15 protein-coding genes and 1 pseudogene are annotated in these 17,476 nt (G+C 72.1%); 8 read left to right on the forward strand and 8 right to left on the reverse strand.

Annotated features, from left to right (window positions below):
- Positions 1–9 precede the first annotated feature (9 nt).
- Positions 10–3,288 carry a bifunctional lysylphosphatidylglycerol synthetase/lysine--tRNA ligase LysX gene (lysX, locus tag ACWCQ1_RS15860; protein ID WP_451026705.1) on the reverse strand — a complete coding sequence of 1,093 codons (3,279 nt, stop codon included), beginning with the start codon at positions 3,286–3,288 and terminating at the stop codon, positions 10–12.
- A gap of 90 nt (positions 3,289–3,378) precedes the next feature.
- Between lysX and ACWCQ1_RS15865 the strand changes: the two genes are divergently transcribed.
- Positions 3,379–3,840, forward strand: coding sequence for a universal stress protein (locus tag ACWCQ1_RS15865; RefSeq protein ID WP_133046580.1), 462 nt, complete (start codon positions 3,379–3,381; stop codon positions 3,838–3,840).
- Positions 3,841–3,850: 10 nt separating this feature from the next.
- Here ACWCQ1_RS15865 and ACWCQ1_RS15870 read toward each other — a convergent pair whose 3' ends face one another.
- Complete coding sequence (locus tag ACWCQ1_RS15870; protein WP_451026706.1) at positions 3,851–5,107, reverse strand: isopenicillin N synthase family dioxygenase; 1,257 nt, start codon at positions 5,105–5,107, stop codon at positions 3,851–3,853.
- A gap of 182 nt (positions 5,108–5,289) precedes the next feature.
- On the opposite strand from ACWCQ1_RS15870, the pseudogene ACWCQ1_RS15875 reads away from it, so the two are divergent.
- A pseudogene (locus ACWCQ1_RS15875) lies at positions 5,290–5,529 on the forward strand (hypothetical protein); the annotation flags it as partial.
- A 53-nt stretch (positions 5,530–5,582) separates the two neighbouring features.
- Here ACWCQ1_RS15875 and ACWCQ1_RS15880 read toward each other — a convergent pair.
- Positions 5,583–6,401, reverse strand: coding sequence for an alpha/beta fold hydrolase (locus ACWCQ1_RS15880; protein ID WP_358602645.1), 819 nt, complete (start codon positions 6,399–6,401; stop codon positions 5,583–5,585).
- 73 nt (positions 6,402–6,474) lie between these two features.
- Here ACWCQ1_RS15880 and ACWCQ1_RS15885 point away from each other — a divergent pair, with 73 nt between their 5' ends.
- A complete protein-coding gene (locus ACWCQ1_RS15885) occupies positions 6,475–6,945 on the forward strand; it encodes a MarR family winged helix-turn-helix transcriptional regulator (RefSeq protein ID WP_451026707.1) in 471 nt (156 codons plus the stop codon).
- A gap of 271 nt (positions 6,946–7,216) precedes the next feature.
- Here ACWCQ1_RS15885 and ACWCQ1_RS15890 read toward each other — a convergent pair whose 3' ends face one another.
- Positions 7,217–8,368, reverse strand: coding sequence for a CapA family protein (locus tag ACWCQ1_RS15890; RefSeq protein WP_358602651.1), 1,152 nt, complete (start codon positions 8,366–8,368; stop codon positions 7,217–7,219).
- A 201-nt stretch (positions 8,369–8,569) separates the two neighbouring features.
- Here ACWCQ1_RS15890 and ACWCQ1_RS15895 point away from each other — a divergent pair, with 201 nt between their 5' ends.
- The 3 genes from ACWCQ1_RS15895 (at position 8,570) to ACWCQ1_RS15905 (ending at position 10,590) form a co-directional block, all read left to right on the forward strand.
- Positions 8,570–9,115, forward strand: a complete 546-nt coding sequence (locus ACWCQ1_RS15895; RefSeq protein WP_133046631.1) for a sigma-70 family RNA polymerase sigma factor — start codon at positions 8,570–8,572, stop codon at positions 9,113–9,115.
- Between the two features lie 156 nt (positions 9,116–9,271).
- The gene (locus ACWCQ1_RS15900; protein ID WP_358602654.1) at positions 9,272–9,787 is read left to right on the forward strand and encodes a hypothetical protein; all 516 of its coding nucleotides are present in this window, start codon (positions 9,272–9,274) and stop codon (positions 9,785–9,787) included.
- 149 nt (positions 9,788–9,936) lie between these two features.
- Positions 9,937–10,590 carry an anti-sigma factor family protein gene (locus ACWCQ1_RS15905; protein ID WP_451026708.1) on the forward strand — a complete coding sequence of 218 codons (654 nt, stop codon included), beginning with the start codon at positions 9,937–9,939 and terminating at the stop codon, positions 10,588–10,590.
- 233 nt (positions 10,591–10,823) lie between these two features.
- Here ACWCQ1_RS15905 and ACWCQ1_RS15910 read toward each other — a convergent pair whose 3' ends face one another.
- Positions 10,824–11,351 (reverse strand): class I SAM-dependent methyltransferase, encoded by a 528-nt coding sequence (locus ACWCQ1_RS15910; RefSeq protein WP_358602657.1) that lies wholly within the window; start codon positions 11,349–11,351, stop codon positions 10,824–10,826.
- A 168-nt stretch (positions 11,352–11,519) separates the two neighbouring features.
- Here ACWCQ1_RS15910 and ACWCQ1_RS15915 point away from each other — a divergent pair, with 168 nt between their 5' ends.
- A complete protein-coding gene (locus ACWCQ1_RS15915; protein ID WP_451026709.1) occupies positions 11,520–12,722 on the forward strand; it encodes a sensor histidine kinase in 1,203 nt (400 codons plus the stop codon).
- Complete coding sequence (locus tag ACWCQ1_RS15920; RefSeq protein ID WP_358602663.1) at positions 12,704–13,390, forward strand: response regulator; 687 nt, start codon at positions 12,704–12,706, stop codon at positions 13,388–13,390. Before ACWCQ1_RS15915 ends, ACWCQ1_RS15920 begins: the two co-directional genes overlap by 19 nt.
- 28 nt (positions 13,391–13,418) lie before the next feature.
- Here ACWCQ1_RS15920 and ACWCQ1_RS15925 read toward each other — a convergent pair whose 3' ends face one another.
- The 3 genes from ACWCQ1_RS15925 to ACWCQ1_RS15935 all read right to left on the reverse strand — a co-directional run bounded on the left by ACWCQ1_RS15925 (position 13,419) and on the right by ACWCQ1_RS15935 (position 17,456).
- Positions 13,419–14,282 carry an Fpg/Nei family DNA glycosylase gene (locus tag ACWCQ1_RS15925; protein ID WP_133046571.1) on the reverse strand — a complete coding sequence of 288 codons (864 nt, stop codon included), beginning with the start codon at positions 14,280–14,282 and terminating at the stop codon, positions 13,419–13,421.
- Between the two features lie 41 nt (positions 14,283–14,323).
- Complete coding sequence (locus tag ACWCQ1_RS15930) at positions 14,324–16,411, reverse strand: SpoIIE family protein phosphatase (RefSeq protein WP_358602666.1); 2,088 nt, start codon at positions 16,409–16,411, stop codon at positions 14,324–14,326.
- 91 nt (positions 16,412–16,502) lie between these two features.
- On the reverse strand, positions 16,503–17,456 hold the full coding sequence (locus tag ACWCQ1_RS15935) for a DUF6777 domain-containing protein (protein WP_358600988.1): 954 nt from the start codon (positions 17,454–17,456) through the stop codon (positions 16,503–16,505).
- Positions 17,457–17,476: the final 20 nt, after the last annotated feature.

A 17,476-nucleotide genomic window follows, 5' to 3' on the forward strand; every position in this document is an offset into this window, starting at 1 on the left:
TGCGAGGGGTCAGCGGCGGCGGACCAAGGGGAAGGGCAGGGTTTCCCGGATCGTCAGCCCCGTCAGGAACATGATCAGGCGGTCCACGCCTATGCCCAGCCCCCCGGTGGGCGGCATCGCGTATTCGAGGGCGTCGAGGAAGTCCTCGTCCAGTTCCATCGCCTCGGGGTCGCCTCCGGCGGCCAGCAGGGACTGGGCGGTCAGGCGGCGGCGCTGCTCCACCGGGTCGGTCAACTCGGAGTAGGCCGTGCCCAGTTCGGTGCCGAAGGCGACCAGGTCCCAGCGTTCGGCGAGGCGTGGGTCGGTGCGGTGCTGGCGGGTGAGCGGGGAGACGTCCGTCGGGAAGTCCTTGTAGAAGGTGGGGAGTTGGGTCTTCTCCTCCACCAGGCGTTCGTACATTTCGAGGACCACGTCGCCCCTGCCGTCGTCGGCGGTGTACGGCACACCCGCCCGGTCGCACAGCCCCCGCAGCCGCTCCAGTTCCGTGTCCGCGTCGATCTCCTCCCCCAGTGCCTCCGAGATCGCCCCGTAGACGGTCTTGACCGGCCACGCGCCCGAGATGTCGTACTCCTTGCCGTCCTTGCGGGCGATCGGTGAGCCGAAGGCGGCGGTGGCCGCGCCCTGGATGAGCTCGCGGGCGAGGTCGAGCATCACGTCGTAGTCGGCGAACGCCTGATAGGCCTCGAGCATCGTGAACTCGGGGTTGTGCTTGTAGGAGACGCCCTCGTTGCGGAAGGTGCGGCCCATCTCGAAGACCTTCTCCAGACCGCCGACGCACAGCCGCTTCAGGTACAGCTCGGGGGCGATGCGCAGATAGAGGTCGAGGTCGTAGGCGTTGATGTGGGTGGTGAACGGACGGGCGTTGGCACCGCCGTGGATCTGCTGGAGCATCGGGGTCTCGATTTCGAGGTAGCCGCGGCCCAACAGCCCCTGCCTCAGGGCCTGTACGGCGGTGGAGCGGGCCCGGATCACCTCGCGGGCCTCGGTGCTGGAGACCAGGTCGAGATAGCGCATCCGGACCTTGGCCTCCGGGTCGGCCAGCCCCCGGCGTTTGTCGGGCAGCGGGCGCAGGCACTTGCCGATCAGCTGCCAGTCGGTGACGAAGACGGTCGGTTCGCCCTTGTCGCTGGTGCCCGCGTGCCCGGTGGCGCTGATGTGGTCGCCGATGTCGGTGTCGGCGGTGAAGCGGTCGAGAGCGGGGCCGGACCGCTCGCGGGTGAGGGCGAGTTGGTGATCGCCGGACCAGTCGCGGAGCACGGCGAAGACGATGCCGCCGAAGTCCCGGACGAGCATGATCCGGCCGGCGACGGTGACGTCGTCGCCGGGCCGGACCTCGGCGAGGGTGTGGGTGCGCGGCGGGATGCCGACCGGGTAGGCGTCGGTGCCGTCGGCGGACAGCCTCTCGAGCTTGTGGTGGCGGACGCGGACCTGTTCGGGCAGGCCGGCCAGGAGGTCGTCGGGCCCGGCCTCGTCCCCTCCGGCGAGGCCGAGCGCCGACAGCGACGGCAGGCCCTCCGTGGTGGCGGGCCTGGACGCGCCCTTCGAGTGCCCTTTTCCCCAGAGTTTGCGCAGGGACGGTACGGAAACGAAACCTTCGGCGATCCCGGAGGCCAGGCCGATGCGGGCGAGGGCGCCCGTGTCGCCGTAACAGATGAAGCGGGGATACCACTCGGGCTGGTACTTGGCGTTGGAGCGGTAGAGCGCCTCCAGTTGCCACCACTTGGAGAAGAACAGCAGCAGGCGCCGCCACAGCCGCAGGACCGGGCCGGCGCCGATGCGGGCGCCCTCCTCGAAGGCCGAGCGGAAGACGGCGAAGTTGAGGGAGATCCTGCGCACCCCCAACTTGGGGGCGGCGGCGCACAGCTCGGCGACCATGAACTCCATGACGCCGTTCGGGGCGCTGCGGTCACGGCGCATCAGGTCGAGGGAGATGCCGTCCCGGCCCCAGGGCACGAAGGAGAGCAGCGCGAGCAGACGGCCGTCCGCGCCGATGGCCTCCACCAGGAGGCAGTCTCCGTCGGCGGGGTCGCCGAGCCGGTCGAGGGCCATGGAGAAGCCGCGTTCGGTCTCGGTGTCGCGCCAGGCGTCGGCCTTGTCGACGACCTCCTCCATCTCCTCGTCGGTGAGGGTGGCGTGGCGGCGGACCCGGGTGGTGGCGCCGGTACGGCGGACGCGGTGCACGGCCTGCCGGGTGACCCGCATGTCGCGGCCGTCCAGATCGAAGTCGGCCACGTTGAGGATGGCCTCGTCGCCGAGTTGGAGGGCGCCGAGTCCGGCGCGGGCGTAGGCCTTGGCGCCGTCCTCGGAGGCGCCCATGGCGGCGGGCACCCAGGCGTGCAGGCGGGCCACGTCCAGCCAGGCGGCGATGGCGTGCGGCCAGGCCTCCCGGTCGCCGACGGGATCTCCGCTGGCCAGGCAGACGCCGGCCTCGACACGGTAGGTGACGGCGGCCTTCCCGCTGGGCGAGAAGACGACGGCCTTGTCGCGGCGGGTGGCGAAGTAGCCGAGGGAGTCCTGCTCGCCGTAGGCCTTGAGGAGGGCGCGGATGCGGGGCTCCTCGTCGCCGTGCAGGGCGGACTCCATGCGCTGGGAGCGGAAGAGGGTGGCGGCGGCGTTGAGCAGGGCGAGGGCGCCGAAGAGGCCGAGCAGGAAGAACAGGGCGCGGGGCGGGCGGCCGTCGAAGGACTGGGCCGAGACGAGGCCGCCGCACACCCGGTTGGCGGCCCAGGCCAGGCGCTGGCCCTCGGGCAGGGTGCCGGGGAACAGCTCGACCAGGCCCCAGCCGGCGAGGATGCCGAGGGCCAGGCCGACGAGCAGGACGCCGACGGCGCGGCGGACGGCGGCGCGGCGGGAGGCGGCGTAGAACTCCCCCCGCGCGACGATCAGCAGGCCGAGCAGCAGGCCGCACACGACGAGGGACGGGACGGAGGCGGCGTACAGGCCGACGGACACGCCCAGGACGTCGGTCAGGACCACCAGGCCGAGATAGACGACGACCAGCCACCAGGCGATCTTCTTGCGGGCCGCGGTAGCGCCGGCCAGGAGGAAGAGGAAGACGGCGTACGCCAGGTTGGCGCTGATGGGGACGATCAGCAGGTCGAGGAAGCGGACGACCGGGCGGAGCAGGGCGCGCAGCGGCGGGATCACGGCCAGCAGGGCGCAGAGCAGGCCGAGGGCGCCGAAGAAGGTCGCGAAACCCTCGGGTACCCGGCCCAGCCGTCCGGTGCCGGGCGGGCGCATCCGGCCCGCGCCGCTCTGGGGCGGGGATGCCTGCGCTGTGGCACTCATGGTTCCGACTCTAGGAAGAGCCCGGCCGGGGCGCCCGTCGAAGGGGCCCGCGGGATGGTGGGACCTGCGGTTTCCGATAGCCTCGCGCCCGTGACGGAACAGCACTCTCACGAGTTCGAGCGGGGCACGGACGGGCCGAAGGTCATCGTGGTCGGAGTGGACGGCTCCGACTCCTCCCTGCGCGCCGCGGCCTACGCCGCCGGCCTGGCCCGGCGCCAGCACGCGCTTCTCGCCGTCGTCTACGTCCAGCCGGTGATGGCGGCGGGCGCGGCGATGGGGGCGCCGGTGGCCGAGACGACGGACGAGATCGCCGAGGACCTCAAGACGCAGATCCGGGAGGGGACCGAGCGGCTGAAGGGGATATTCGACGTGCGCTGGGAGTTCCACACCTTCCGCGGCGACCCCTACAGCGGTCTGGTCAAGGCCGCCGACGAACTGAAGGCGGACGCGGTGGTGGTGGGCGCCTCGGAACAGGCGGGCCACCGGATCGTCGGCTCGGTGGCGGTCCGCCTGGTGAAGGCGGGGCGCTGGCCGGTGACGGTGGTGCCGTAGGGCTCAGCGCTCAGCGCCTACGGCAGAGCAACTGCACGGCCCGCGACCGGTGGCCGTTCATCGTGCCGACGTCGATACGGTGCTCGTCCACCAGGTCCATGTCCGCCTCCCCGTCGGGGACGCAGGTCAGCACCGCGAACAACAGGACGACGTCGAAACTCGCCGCCCAAGCGGAGTGCACCGGGGGGCCGGGGGCGGTCAGGCCGGGTGCAGGGCCTCCTCGTGGAGGCGGGTGAGGGTCTTCAGGGCCGAGTCGGCGTCCATGCGGGTCGTGGTGATGCGGTCGGGGTAGCAGCGGCGGAACATGAAGGTGAAGTGGGTGCCGTAGTGGATGTGGTCGGTGGGGGCCGCCGGCTCCGGGGGGGCGGGCGACCGCGTTGAAGGCCGGCTCGTGGAAGTAGGCGAGGGTGTAGCGCTCGCGGTCGGCGAGGCGCACCTTGTGCGGGGTGGACAGCAGGGCGCCGTCGGTCATGAACTGCATGATGTCGCCGGGGAAGACGGTGAACACGGCCGGGACCGGGGTGACGTAGGTCCACGGTTCGTCGTGTTCGTAGCGGCCGGCCATGGACTCGCCGGGCAGCCAGTTGCGGCCGCGTTCCTCGCCGGGGACGGGCGGGCGCACGTAAAGGCCGCCGACGTCGTCCTGGGCGGCGATGACGAGCAGGCCGTAGTCGGTGTGGGAGCCGATCCCGCGCGCGGAGGCGGCGGTGGCGGGCGGGAAGCGCAGCACCCGCATGTGGTGCCAGCCGTCGGCGGTGAGGCGGGTGAAGTGGTCCGGGTCGGCGAGGCCCAGGCCCAGCGCGGTGAGGCGGAGCAGACGGTGGCCGAGCTCGCCGACGAGGGCCATGTACCGTTTCATGGCGTCGGCGTAGGCGGCTGACGGCCAGGGCGTGGGGCCATGGCAGGGCCAGCGTTCGATGACGCGGGGGTCGTCGGCGGGGATGTCGGGGCAGACGGTGAAGATCTCCGAGCCGTCCTTCTCCCCCGCGGTCTCCTCCTCGCCGGAGGCGACATAGCCGCTGTAGGTGAGGTCGGAGACATACGTGGTCTTCTCCCGCAGGGGCCGGGCGCAGAAGGCGCGGGAGGCTGCCAACGCCCGCTCCGTGGCCGCCTGTTGGGCGGTGGTCGCCCGGATCTGGAAGATGCCGTCGGTCTGCCAGGCCCTGACGAGGGCCCGGCCGAGTTCCCGGTCGGCATCGGTGCCGGTGACGGGGTGGGGTGACGAGAAGGTCCGCAGGGGTGCCGGGGCCGATTTGTCGCTGCTCATGCGAGGAACTCCCAGAGCGATGCGAGTGGTTGCGCGCCAAACTACTGCCGACCCCGCCTTGCTGAACAGCGGTTCAGTTCACATGGCCGGGCCACCTAGCTGCGCGGCGTCTTCCGTGGCGGGCCGGTCCGGGTCGTCATGATCCGCCGTCATACGTTGCCCAAGGCGAAGATGCAAGACTCATGGCCAGGCCCCGGCGAGGCGAAGGAATTCTCCGCCGCAAACCCATCGAGTGCATCGAGGAGACGGAGGGGGCGAGGGAACCCGGCTCGACCGGTCCGTGGGGCTGTGCCAGCTCCCCGCGATCGGCGTAGGCGGCATCATCGGCGGGGGCGCCGCGGGTCTGGGGGACGTCCCCCAGATAACGCAGCACTGTGTCCGGAACCGTGGCCAACGGTACGGCCGGTCCCGCGGTCCTAGTCGTCCACTTCGCTACTCCTACATGCACTCGGTGCCGGCGGGGCGTCAGCGGGACTCAGAGGCCGCGGAGGAAGTCGAGGAGGAGACCGTTGAACTCCTTGGGCCGCTCCAGGTTCGGGAAGTGCGAGACGCCCTCGACCAGCACGGAGCGCCCGCTCCGGGCCGTACGGGCGAACCGTTCCGCATCGGCGATCAGGTCGGGCGAGTCGAGCGCACCGTTGACGGTGAGCACCGGGACGTCGATCTTCGGCACCCGGGGCCAGGTGTCGGCCATGGGCACGTGCCGGTTCGCCTCGCCGGGGGTGTGCTTGGCGATGGTGTGCAGGGCCATCTCGCGCAGGCGGTCCAGAATGCGCGGGTCGATCTCGGCGGTCGTGCGGAACGGGCCGGCGACGGACCCGAGGAACACCTTCAGCCAGCCCTCGACGTCACCCGCGTTCAGGGCTTCGGCGGAGGCGGCGACGACCTTCTGCGTCGGTTCGTAGGTGTACTGGAAGTCGCTGACGGAGGCGCCGCTGAGGACAACCCCCCGCACCAGCTCCGGGTACTCGATCGCGGTGTCGCCCGCGATGGCGCCGCCCATCGACACCCCGACCAGGGCGGCGGGGCCGGCATCGAGGTGCTGGAGCAGTCCGGCGAGGTCGTCGGCCCAGCGGAAGGGCTCGCTCGCGTTGGCGGACCAGCCGTGACCGCGGGTGTCCGGCGCGATCACCCGGTACCCCGCCTCGGCGAGGGCCGGGATCTGGTCGTCGAAGAGGCGGTGGTCGACGTAGCCGGAGTGCAGGAGGACCACGAGGTCTCCGGATCCGGTGTCGAGGTAGGCGAGATCGCCGTCGGCGGACGCGAAGTAGCTCAGTTCGGAAGCAACCGTCATGACAACCAAGGTGTCATGTCTCCCCAGCTTTGACAACCTGATTGTCATGATGGCTTCGGTGCATGATGTCCGGGTGAACGACGACGTCCCCCTCTCCCCCGACGAACTCGGCGACCGCGTCTCCGAGGTGTTCGACCTGATCGGCGCGCTCTACCGCCGCGGCCTGCGCAAGGTCGAGCAGGGCGAACAGGTCGAGGGCGTCTCGGTCGGCGTACGCTCCGTGCTCGTCCTGCTGCGCCGCTACGGGTCCATGACGGTGCCCCAGATGGGCCGGATCATGGCGCTGACCCGGCAGTTCGTGCAGCGCATGGTCAACGACGCGGTGGCCGGGGGATGGGCCGAGGTCACCCCCAACCCAGCCCACCAGCGGTCCTCGCTGATCCGGATCACCAAGGCGGGCGAGAGGATGATCGACACCATTCTCGAACGCGAGCACGCCCTGAACCGGCAGGTCGGCGGCGACCTCACCGAGGCGGAACTCCGGGCCTGTGTGCGGGTGCTGAAGGAGATGCTGAAGACCTTCGACCACGTGGACGTCGAGTAAGCCGACGGACCGTGTGTGCCACGTCACACGACAACGGGCGTCAACGGCGGAACAACCCGGCCCGGCCGGCCGTTCATGTCTACGTGGCTGCGGAGGGGACAGTGTCCCCGGGCCTCACCTACAGCCCATGGGGACGATCGTCCGGCTGAAGCCCCAGGGAGCACCCCGCCGAGAGGCGACCGCCCTCCGCAATCCACCCCCCACGGCCCCGGCTGGCCTCCCCCGTCCAGCCGGGGCTTTCCCTTGCGACGTCCGTTGACCCGCGTACCCGTCACTTCCCCATCACCAGCCCGTCCTTCGCCGCGCCCCGGCTCAGCACGACGTCGCGGATGCGGTCGCGCACCGCCGTTACGTCGGCGCCCTGTTCCAGGGCCCGGCTGAGGTCGACCACCCGGCCGGCGTCGATGTCGAACATCTGCGGGACGAACTCGGCCCGGGTCACCTGCCAGCGGCCGCCCGGCCGGGCCGGCGGGGCGAAGGTGAAGCGGCCGATGGTGGACTGGTTGCCGCGCGGGTCCTGTTGGCCGTCGCTGTCGTACATCTCGCCCGCGATCTGGTCGCCCAGGCCGTAGACGACCCAGGTGCCGTTGACCTTCTCGTACGCCTGCGGGACATGGGCGTGGGTGCCGAGGACGAGGTCGATGTCGGGCCGGTCGCCCGTGCAGGCGGCGGTGAGCCGCCTGGCCAGGGCGAGTTGCTGGGCGTCGGGCGTGTCCTGCCACTCGGTGCCCCAGTGCAGGGAGACGACGACCACGTCGGCGCCGGCCCGCCGGGCGGCCCGGGCGTCGGCGACGACCTGGTTCTCGTCGAGGAGGCCCACGGCCCACGGCTCGTCCGGCGGCAGGGGGAAGCCGTGGGTGTCGTAGGTGTAGGCGAGGTGCGCCACCTTCGCCGGGCCCGCGCGCAACAGCGTGACCGTGTGCGCCTCGGCCTCGGTGCGGGCCGAGCCCGCGTGCCGTACCCCCGCCGCCTCGAGGACGTCGAGGGTGTGGTGGACGCCCTGGGCACCGTCGTCGAGGGTGTGGTCGGAGGCGGTGGAGCAGCCGTCGTAGCCGGTGGCGGCGAGAGCCTGGGCCAGCTCGGGCGGGGCCTTGAGGGTGGGCCGGCCGGTGTAGTCGCCGTTCGCGCCGAAGACGGTGTCCAGGTGACACAGCGCCACATCGGCGCGGGCGACCGCGGGCCCGTCCCCGCCGAGCATCGGGCGGAAGTCGTACGCGCGGCCACCGCCGTCGAAGCGGGCGCGGTCGATGATCGAGCCGTGCGGCAGGATGTCGCCGGAGGCGACGAGCGTGAAGCCGCGGGCGGCCGGCGGGGCAGGGTGTCCGGCGTGGACCGCCGCTCGGTGGTGCTGGGCCTGGCAGGCGGCGCCCCCGGCGAGGACGGCCATGAGGGCCAGGGCAACCTGTCGTCTGCGTGCAATCATCAGTTCACCCCAGAGTGGTCATATTTACCGACAAACGGTACGAAGGTGACCAACCCCTCAGCCGGTTCCGGCACGCCGATTAGCCCGTCCGGTGCTCGCCGGGGACCGTTCGTCGAACCGTTCGCCGACGCGATCGACCGTCCGCCGCAGATCCCCGTGCGGACCCTGTCCGACATCGGCACCCTGCGATGCCATACGGCCATGACGGCCGGAACCACCCTCACGAACGGGACGACCGCCGAGCACGAGCTCGCCGCAGTGCAGCGGGAGCACGGCCGGCCCCTCTTCGCCTTCCTCCTCCGGCTGTGTGACGGCGACCGGCAGCGCGCCGAGGACCTGGTGCAGGAGACCCTGGTCCGCGCCTGGCAGCACCCCGAGGCCCTGCGAGCCGAGGACTTCGAGTCCGTGCGGCCCTGGCTGCTGACCGTCGGACGGCGGCTCGCCATCGACGCGCGGCGGGCGCGGCAGGCGCGTCCGGCCGAGGTCGGGGACGCGGTCCTGGAGAACGCGCGGGTCATCGGCGACCACGCCGAGCGGGCCGCCGCGACCCTCGACGTACGCGAGGCTGTGAAGACACTCACTCCGGAGCACCGTGAAGTCCTGGTGCTCGTGTACTTCCAGGGTGCGAGTGTGGCGGAGGCCGCCGAAGCCCTCGGGATTCCGCCCGGTACCGTGAAGTCCCGCGCGTACTACGCGCTGCGCGCCCTGCGCCGGGTGCTTCCCGGATACGCGGCCGACCTGCGGTGAAACCAACGGCTCAGTCAAACCTCCGTAAAGCGCCTTGCTGAGGACCCCGGTTGAGTAATCGGCTGTCCTCATCCGTGTTCCGGACTGGGGGGCTCGGGGTCCGGATCCGGGCCCGGAGCCGGGCGACGCGCACGCACCGGAGGAAGGCAGGAAGGGATGCTGCACAGAGGTCAAGAGAGCACGGACGGCGCCGGAGACGGTGAAATGGTCGTCCCGATGGCCTGGTTGTACGCCGAGTACATCGCCGACGAGCTGCTCAGGACGGGCGATCTGATGCCGCCGACGTCCATGGAGTTCCGGGCCGGGCGTGACGCGCTGGCGCTGACCATCTTCCTCTCGGACACGGACGGCGAACTCTCCGGCATCCGGGTGGTCTCCCAGCTGGAGACCTGGCTGTCGCTGACCGCGTACGACCAGCCGTGGCAGGACTGGGTGGGCGAACGCATGGCCGACCTGTACGCCGAAGCGGTGGAGTCCGGCGCCCCGGCGCCCGACCTGGATCTGGCCGAGGCCGCCTGGCGCTGGCTGGAGGAGACCGAGTTGCTCGCGCCGGACCTGAACGCGGTGCCCGGCGGTGCCGGTGTGGTCGGTGAGGACGAGGGACCGAAGGTGTGGACGAAGGCCTGGCAGCTCGGTCTGCCCCTCGGCCATCTCGCCATCCATCTTTTTTAGATTCGTTCCGATCCGGACCAATCCGGGGGCCAGGCCGCTACGAATCCCTTGGTTGCGATTCTCTGTGTGGCTTGAGTGAATCTGCGGTCTGGTGCGTACCTGGGAGCAAGGAGTCACCCCACCCGCACCCAACGGCACGAGGATTCGGCATGAGGTCCCAGGAAACGCACCGCGACGTCGCCGCGTACGCGCTCGGCGTGCTGGACGAGGCGGACGCCTTCCGCTTCGAGGACCACCTCATGGAGTGCGCGCGCTGCGCTGCACACGTGACCGAATTCGGGCCCGTCGCCCGGCAGATGATGCTGTATCGCCGGGCGACACCGCGGTTCGTGAGCCCGATGACCCGGCCCGGCCCGCAGTTGCTCGACCGGCTGATGGGCGCGGTGGTGGCCCGCCACAAGGCGACGCGGCGGCGGTTCCTGTACGGCCTGGCCGCCTCGGTGGCCGTCGCCGCGGCCGGCCCCGGCATCGCGATGATGGCCAAGGGCGGCGACGACGGAGTGACGCGGGTCACCGCGACCGACGCGAAGTCGGGGGTGTGGGCCCGGGTGACGACGGCCGACGACTACTCGGGCAGCGACGTCAAGCTCGAGATCAAGGACGGCGCGGGCCCGCGCTCCTGCCGGCTGATCGCCGTCGGCCGGGACGGCTCCGAGCAGATCCTCACCAGCTGGACCGTCCCCAGCCACGACGCCCGCCCGATCACCATGCGGGGCACGTCCTCGATGCACATGGGCGAGATCGCTCGCTACGACGTGCGCACGGCCCAGGGCGAACACCTGGTGACCCTGCAGCCGCACTGACGGCCGGCCGGCGCGCACCAGCACCCGTCCGGGGGTCGCCCGGCCCGCAGGTCCGCTGCTCCCCTGGCAGTCCCGTTCCCACGCCCGGCCGATGCCGAGGTCGAGGGTTCGCCGAGCCGCACGGCGACGGCGCCCGCTCCGTGCGCGGCAGTCGCACCGCCAACTCCTCCCCCGGCCGCCACGGTTGGTTGTCCCAGTCGGCCGGTACCCGGAGCAGACCGAGCGGGGTGAGGCTACGAAGCGGACGCGCGGTAGACGAAGGCCGGGGGGAGGTTCGGCCAGATGGTCCGGGTGCGCTCGACGGTCGGGAAGCGGTCGCGCAAGGCGGTGGCGAGGGCGCGGCCGGGTGGGGTCCAGGCCGCGTGGGTGTACGCGAACGTGGTGAAACGGCCGCCCGGCGCGAGGGATTTCGCCACGGCGTCCAGGGTGTGCTCCCGCGTCCGCGCCGGCATGACGGTCCACGGCAGCCCCGACACCACCGCGTCCACGGGGCCGTCCGCGAACTCCGCCAGGTCGGCCGCCGCGCCGTGCACGACGCCGAGCCGCCCGTCGCGGTGCGTGGCCGCGAGACGGTCCGCGAGGTCCGCGTTGAGCTCGATGGCGACCAGCCGGGCCGCAGGCGGTATCCGGCGCAGCACGGCCTCGGTGAACACGCCCGTACCGGGACCGAGTTCGACGACGAGCCGGGCCTTCTCCAGACCGATGTCACGCGTCATGGCCGCCGCCAGCCGCCGTGAGCTGGCGGCTACCGCACCGGTCATGAGAGGGCGCCTGAGGAACTGAGTGGTGATCGACACGGCGGCCATGCTCGGCAGCCGCGGTGTGGCCCCGCGTCGTACAGCGGGACCGCCCGCCTAGTCCTGCGGTACGACCCGGATGCAGCCTGCGGGACGACGCGCGCGGAGCCCGGCCCGGCCTACCGTGGGCCGGTGTTTCGACTGATCGACGGCCTGTCGCGCCGGCTGCGGCGCCACCCCCGGCTGGCGGACGTGCTGGTGATGGCGCTGGTGGGGCTGCCTCCGCTGATCCGGGAGCAGGACGGCTGGCGGCCGGTGTGGGTGCAGATCGTGGTGAGCGCGGCGCTGGTGGTGCCGCTGTGGTGGCGCCGTCGGGCGCCCGTCGCGGTGGCCGTGGCCGTCACCGCCGCTTTCTGGACGCAGTACCTGGCCGCGGTCTGGGGGCGGGAGCCGGGGCCCGGGGTGCTCGCCGTGGCCGCCGTTCTGTACGTGCTGGCGGTGCGGGGACTGCGCCGCGCAGCGGTGGCGACGGCGGTGTGCGTCGCCGGCTGCGTGCTGCTGTGGATCCCGCAGTGGCTCGCCCTCACCGACTCGTCCGAGGTCGGTCCCAACCCGTGGGCGACGCCGGTGACGGTGCTGCTGTGGCCGGCGGGGGCGTGGACGTGGGGTGCGTACGTACGGCAGCGACGGGCGTTCCTCGCCGAGTCCGCGCGCCGCGTGGTGGCCGAGGAACGGGCCCGGATGGCCCGCGAGATCCACGACGTGCTGGCGCACAGCGTCAGCGTGATGGTGCTCAACGCCGAGGGCGGCAGACTCGCCCGGCACACCGACCCCGAGGCGGTGGACCGCACGCTGCGCACCATCAGCACGACCGGCCGGGACGCCCTCACCGAACTGCGCCGGCTGCTGGGCATGCTGCGGGAGCCGGAGGAAGAGGACAGGACGGCACAGGATACGCACAGGTCCTCATACCATCAGATATCTCCCGCCCCACGTGCGGATCTCGGTGATCTGCGGACCTTGGTCGACCGCTTTCCCGGTGCCGCCGATCTCGACCTGTGCGGGGATCCGCGGGAGTTGCCGCCCGGGCTCACCGCGCAGGCGTACCGGATCGTGCAGGAGTCACTGACCAACGTCGCCAAGCACGCCTCGCCGGACGCCACGGCCCGCGTCCGGGTCGACGTCGGCACCCCGGGTCCCGGCCGCCGCGTCCGCATCCGTGTCGACAACTCCGCGGGCAGCACCCCCACCCGGGTGCCCGCCCTGCCGTCGGCCGGCCGTGGACTGGCCGGCATGCGGGAACGGGCCGCGCTGTACGGCGGCACGGTCGACGCCGGCCGGACGGACGACGGCGGCTACTGCGTGGAGGCGACCCTGTGGCCGGTGTCCCCGTGAGCGGCGCCCGTCCCCCGTACCGCGTCCTGCTCTGCGACGACCAGGAGCTGATCCGCAGAGGGCTGCGGATGGTGATCGACAGCCAGCCCGACCTGAGCGTCGTCGGCGAGGCCGCGGACGGGGACACGGCGGTGGCCCGCAGCGCCGAGCTGGAGCCGGACCTGGTCCTGATGGACGTACGGATGCCGGGCGTCGACGGCCTGGCGGCGACCCGGCGCATCCTGGCGCAACCCGCCGCTCCGAAGATCCTCGTCGTGACGACCTTCGACGTCGACGAGTACGCCTACGGTGCCCTGCGGGCGGGTGCGAGCGGCTTCCTGGTCAAGGACGCGGTCGGCGAGGAGATCCTGGTGACCGTCCGGGCGGTGCTGCGGGGCGAGGTGATGATGGCGCCCTCAGTGGTGCGGCGGCTCGTGGAACGCTTCGTGCTGCCCGCGGCCCCGCCCGAGCAGAAGGGCCGGCTGGAGCGGCTGACCGAGCGCGAGCGGGACGTCCTCGCGCTGGTGGCGCGGGGGCTGAGCAACGGGGAGATCGCCGCGCGGCTCCACCTGGGCGAGACCACGGTCAAGACCCATCTGGGCCGTGTGCTGGGCAAGTTGGGGCTGCGCGACCGGGTGCAGGCCGTCGTGTTCGCCTATGAGAGCGGGCTGGTGCGGGTCGGGGCATGACGTCCGCCGCTTGGGCCGTGACGTTCCGCTACTTCAGCAGCCGTGACATCCTGCGGTCCGCGAGCGGTTTCCCCCCGGTCTGGCAGGTGGGGCAGTACTGGAGGGAGGAGTCGCTGAAGGAGACCTCGCGGATGGTGTCGCCGCACACCGGGCAGGGTTCTCCGGTGCGGCCGTGCACCCGCAGGCCGCTCTTCTTCTCGGCCTTCAGCCGGCCGGCCGCGACGCCGCGCGAGCGTTCCACCGCCTCCGTCAGAGTCGTGCGCAGAGCCTCGTACAGGCGGGTGGTCTCCTCGGGTGTGAGGCTCGCGGCGAGTTTGTAGGGCGACATCTTCGCCGCGTGCAGGATCTCGTCGCTGTAGGCGTTGCCCACCCCGGCGATCAGGCTCTGGTCGCGCAGGGCGCCCTTGAGCCGGCGTCTCTCGTCCTTGAGCAGCCCGGCGAAGGTCTGCTCGTCGAAGTCGTCGGCGAGCGGGTCGGGGCCGAGACGGGCGAGGCCCGGGATCTGCTGGGGGTCCTGGACGACGTACACCGCGAGGCGTTTCTGGGTGCCGGCCTCCGTGAGGTCGAAGCCCTCGCCGGTCTCCAGGGCGACGCGCAGGGCGAGGGGGCCCTTGCCGGGGCGGGGCGGGCCGTCGGGGAGCCTGTCCTTCCACTGCAGCCAGCCCGCGCGGGCCAGATGGGTGACGAGATGCGGGCCCGAGTCGGTGACGAGGTCGAGGAACTTGCCGTACCGGCGCACGGCGGTGACCTCGTGGCCCTCGACGGCGGTCGGCGGCGGGTCGTACGTCTTCAGGACACTGATCGCGACGGGCAGCACACGCACGATCTCGTGCCCGACCAGGTGCTCGGTCAGGAAGTCCTTGAGCGCTTCCACCTCGGGGAGTTCCGGCATACGTCCAGAGTGCCACCCGGCACCGACAACGCCACGCGGGTTCAGTCCCGTCCCGGCACGACGAACTCGCACCACACGCACTTGCCGCCGCCGCGTGCCTCCACCCCCCACGCGTCCGTGAGCAGGTCGACCAGCATCAGCCCGCGCCCTGATACCCCCGACTCGCCCGCCTCCCGGCGCCGTGGCAGGGCGCTGGAGGAGTCCTCCACCTCGACGCGCAGCCGCCGGTCGCCGCCGGTGAGGACCCTGAGGGTGACGATCGCCGCGCCCTCGGTGTGCATGAGCGCGTTGGTGACCAGTTCGTCGGCGACCAGTTCTACCTCGTCCGCGCGGTCCTCGGCGCCCCAGGCGCGGACCGCGGCCCTGATCATGTGCCGGGCCTGGGTGAGGGCCTCGGGGTCACCGGGTGCCACGTGCTGCTGGAGCCGGCCGCCGGACTGCTGGGTGTCCAGTCGGCGGCGGCGCAGCAGGAGCAGGGCCACGTCGTCGTCGCCCCCGCGGGCCTCGGCGATGTCGATGAGGCGGTCGGCGAGATCGCGGACGTCGTCGGGGCCGGTGGCGATCAGGGCGGTCAGGGTCCGCATGCCGTCGTCGAGGTCGGCGCCGGGCTGTTCGACCAGGCCGTCGGTGCATAGCACGAGGGTGTTGCCGGGATCGAGTTCGAGGGTGCCGACGGGGTAGTCGAGGCTGCGGAACTCGGCGGACAGGCCGAGCGGGAGCCCTCCCTCGACGGGGATGCGGCGGCAGACGCCGTCGGCCTCCCGGATCAGCGGGTCGATGTGCCCGGCCCGCACCACCTGCACCACCCCGGTGGACAGGTCGGCCTCGGCGTACAGGCAGGTCGCGAAGCGGTCGGTGTCGAGTTCGTGCAGGAAGACGGAGGCGCGGGCCATGACGGTCGCCGGGGTGTGGCCCTCGGCGGCGTAGGCGCGCAGCACGATGCGCAGCTGGCCCATGACGGCCGCCGCGTGGGTGTCGTGGCCCTGGACGTCGCCGATGACCGCCCCGACCCGGCCGCCGGGCAGCGGGATCAGGTCGTACCAGTCGCCGCCGATGTCCCGGGCGAGGGAGCCCGCGGCGGCGCCGGCGCGGTAGCGCACGGCGACGTCGGCGCCGCGCACGCTGGGGATGGTGCGCGGCAGCATGGCCTGCTGGAGACCGGAGGCGAGGTCCTTCTCCTGCTCGTAGAACATGGCCCGCTGCAGGCTCTGCGCGATGCTGCTGCCGAGGGCGACCAGCACGTTGCGTTCGTCGGGCGAGAAGCCGCGCCGGTCGCTGTAGAGCAGGCCCATGGCGCCGATGGGGCGGGCCTGGACGATCAGCGGCAGATAGGCCGCCGAGGTGATGTTCAGGTCGGTGATGTGCGGCCACAGGACGGGGAAGCCCTTGGCGAACTCCTCGGGCGACTCGATGAAGCGGGGACTGAGGGTGCGGACGACCTCGCTCATCGGATAGGGCTCGTCGATACCGGTGACGAGGGTGCCGGGTACGAAGCTGCCCTCGGGACCCTCGGCGATCAGCCGGATCCGGCCGGCCTCGACCAGGCCCATGACCAGGCTGGTCGCGCCGAGGTGGGTCAGTCCGTGGGTGTCCTTGAGGACGTCGATGACGTCCTGGACGGTGCGGGCGTGGGCGAGGGCGGCCGTGGTGAGCTGGACGACGTTGGTCTGCCGGCGCCGGGCCTCGTCCAGGGCGGCCTGCTCCTGCCGGGACGCGCTCTCGATCAGCTCCTGGGTGGCGTCCCGGACGATGCCGATGATCCGGCGCGGGCGGCCGGTCTCGTCGCGCCGGATGTAGCCCTGGGTGTGGGTCCAGCGCAGGCTGCCGTCGCGGCGGCGGACGCGGAAGTAGGCGCCGTAGTTCTCGCTGCCGTCTTTCATGGCCTGGGTGACGGCGGTGTCGAGGCGATAGGCCTCGGACGGCGGGACCCGGACGGCGAGGGTCTCGGGACGGCCGTCGTATTCGTCGGGGCGCAGGTCGAAGACCTCGTGGGCCTGGGCGTCCATGTGGAACAGGCCACTGTCCAGGTCCCAGTCGAAACTGCCCATCTGGTTGAGCGCCAGGATCGGGTCCGGATGGGCGGGCCAGTCGTCCGGGAGTGACAGGGCGCTCGCTCCCCGATCAACCATGGAGCCACCTTGCCAGGATTTGGCTGATTCTTCGACCGGGAGGCAGCGGAAAGTTGCGTCGAGTGCCCGTCCCGTGGTCGCGGAGGACCGCTCAGCCGTCGAAGACGTCCGTGGGACTGTCGAACACGGTGGTCGTCAGGCCGGGCGTCGGCGACGGGGTGACCGTCGCCGTCGGGACGTCGGCCGGCGTGGCAGCGGTGGCGCCGGGTTCGCTGGCCTCAGGGCTGGCCGGCGGTGTCGGCATCGTCGCCGGGGTCTCCCCGGCCGGTGGCGGTATGACGTGGTCGTGGTCCACGTCATGGCTGATGGGGCGTTCGATCCAGCCACCGTGGACGACGTCGATGATCGTGACGGCGGTGATCACCTGGGGTGCCGGGGTCACCACGATCACCTGGCCGGGCCGGAAGCCGGACCAGGAGCGGCCCTTGGTGCCGAAGCGGCCCCGTTCGGCGACGGCCGGAGTAAGAGGGTTTCCGCCGGCGCACCGCACGCGCGGTACACCCCGGTCGTCGACGAGGACGGCGGTGCCGGCCTGGAGCACGGACTGGAAGTCCGTCGTCCGGCCGTGGCGGAAGCCGTGGTCGGTGACCCGGGTGTCGGCGCGCAGCAGGACCGGCGCGAGGCCGTGCAGGAAGTCGGGGACGGTCGCTTCGGTGACGGCTTCGGCCCGGACGAAGGCGCGGGTTCTGGCCGGGTCGGAGGTCAGGTAGGCGATCTGCCGGTTCACATCGCAGCTGCCGACCCGCGCGGCCCCGGCGTACAGCCCGGGGGTGCTGCCCGAGAGGGCCCGCGCGCTCGGGGCGCCCACCGCCCGCACCGCACGGACGACGGCGGACGGGGTGGGCGTCGTGGTGGCCGTGGACGGGGTGAACGGATCCGGTCCCCGGTCCGCTGCCGGCAGCAGAACGACCTCACCGCTCGACCTGGTCTCCGTCCCGCCGCTGCCGGCGCAGCCGACGGCGATGACCGCCGCCGAGAGTGCGCAGGCGGTGGCGAGCGTTCCGGTGACTGTCCGCACCTCGTCCTCCAGCCTCAGAGCAGGCAATTCGTCACTATTGTCTGCTT

The sequence above is a fragment of the Streptomyces sp. NPDC002144 genome (genome assembly GCF_053593695.1).

Excerpts from the sequence above, each read along its gene's own strand:
- lysX (WP_451026705.1), bottom strand. The coding sequence starts at position 3,288 with ATGAGTGCCACAGCGCAGGCATCCCCGCCCCAGAGCGGCGCGGGCCGG.
- ACWCQ1_RS15870 (WP_451026706.1), bottom strand. The coding sequence starts at position 5,107 with ATGAGCAGCGACAAATCGGCCCCGGCACCCCTGCGGACCTTCTCGTCA.
- ACWCQ1_RS15880 (WP_358602645.1), bottom strand. The coding sequence starts at position 6,401 with ATGACGGTTGCTTCCGAACTGAGCTACTTCGCGTCCGCCGACGGCGAT.
- ACWCQ1_RS15890 (WP_358602651.1), bottom strand. The coding sequence starts at position 8,368 with ATGATTGCACGCAGACGACAGGTTGCCCTGGCCCTCATGGCCGTCCTC.
- ACWCQ1_RS15895 (WP_133046631.1), top strand. The coding sequence starts at position 8,570 with ATGACGGCCGGAACCACCCTCACGAACGGGACGACCGCCGAGCACGAG.
- ACWCQ1_RS15900 (WP_358602654.1), top strand. The coding sequence starts at position 9,272 with ATGCTGCACAGAGGTCAAGAGAGCACGGACGGCGCCGGAGACGGTGAA.
- ACWCQ1_RS15905 (WP_451026708.1), top strand. The coding sequence starts at position 9,937 with ATGAGGTCCCAGGAAACGCACCGCGACGTCGCCGCGTACGCGCTCGGC.
- ACWCQ1_RS15910 (WP_358602657.1), bottom strand. The coding sequence starts at position 11,351 with ATGACCGGTGCGGTAGCCGCCAGCTCACGGCGGCTGGCGGCGGCCATG.
- ACWCQ1_RS15925 (WP_133046571.1), bottom strand. The coding sequence starts at position 14,282 with ATGCCGGAACTCCCCGAGGTGGAAGCGCTCAAGGACTTCCTGACCGAG.
- ACWCQ1_RS15930 (WP_358602666.1), bottom strand. The coding sequence starts at position 16,411 with ATGGTTGATCGGGGAGCGAGCGCCCTGTCACTCCCGGACGACTGGCCC.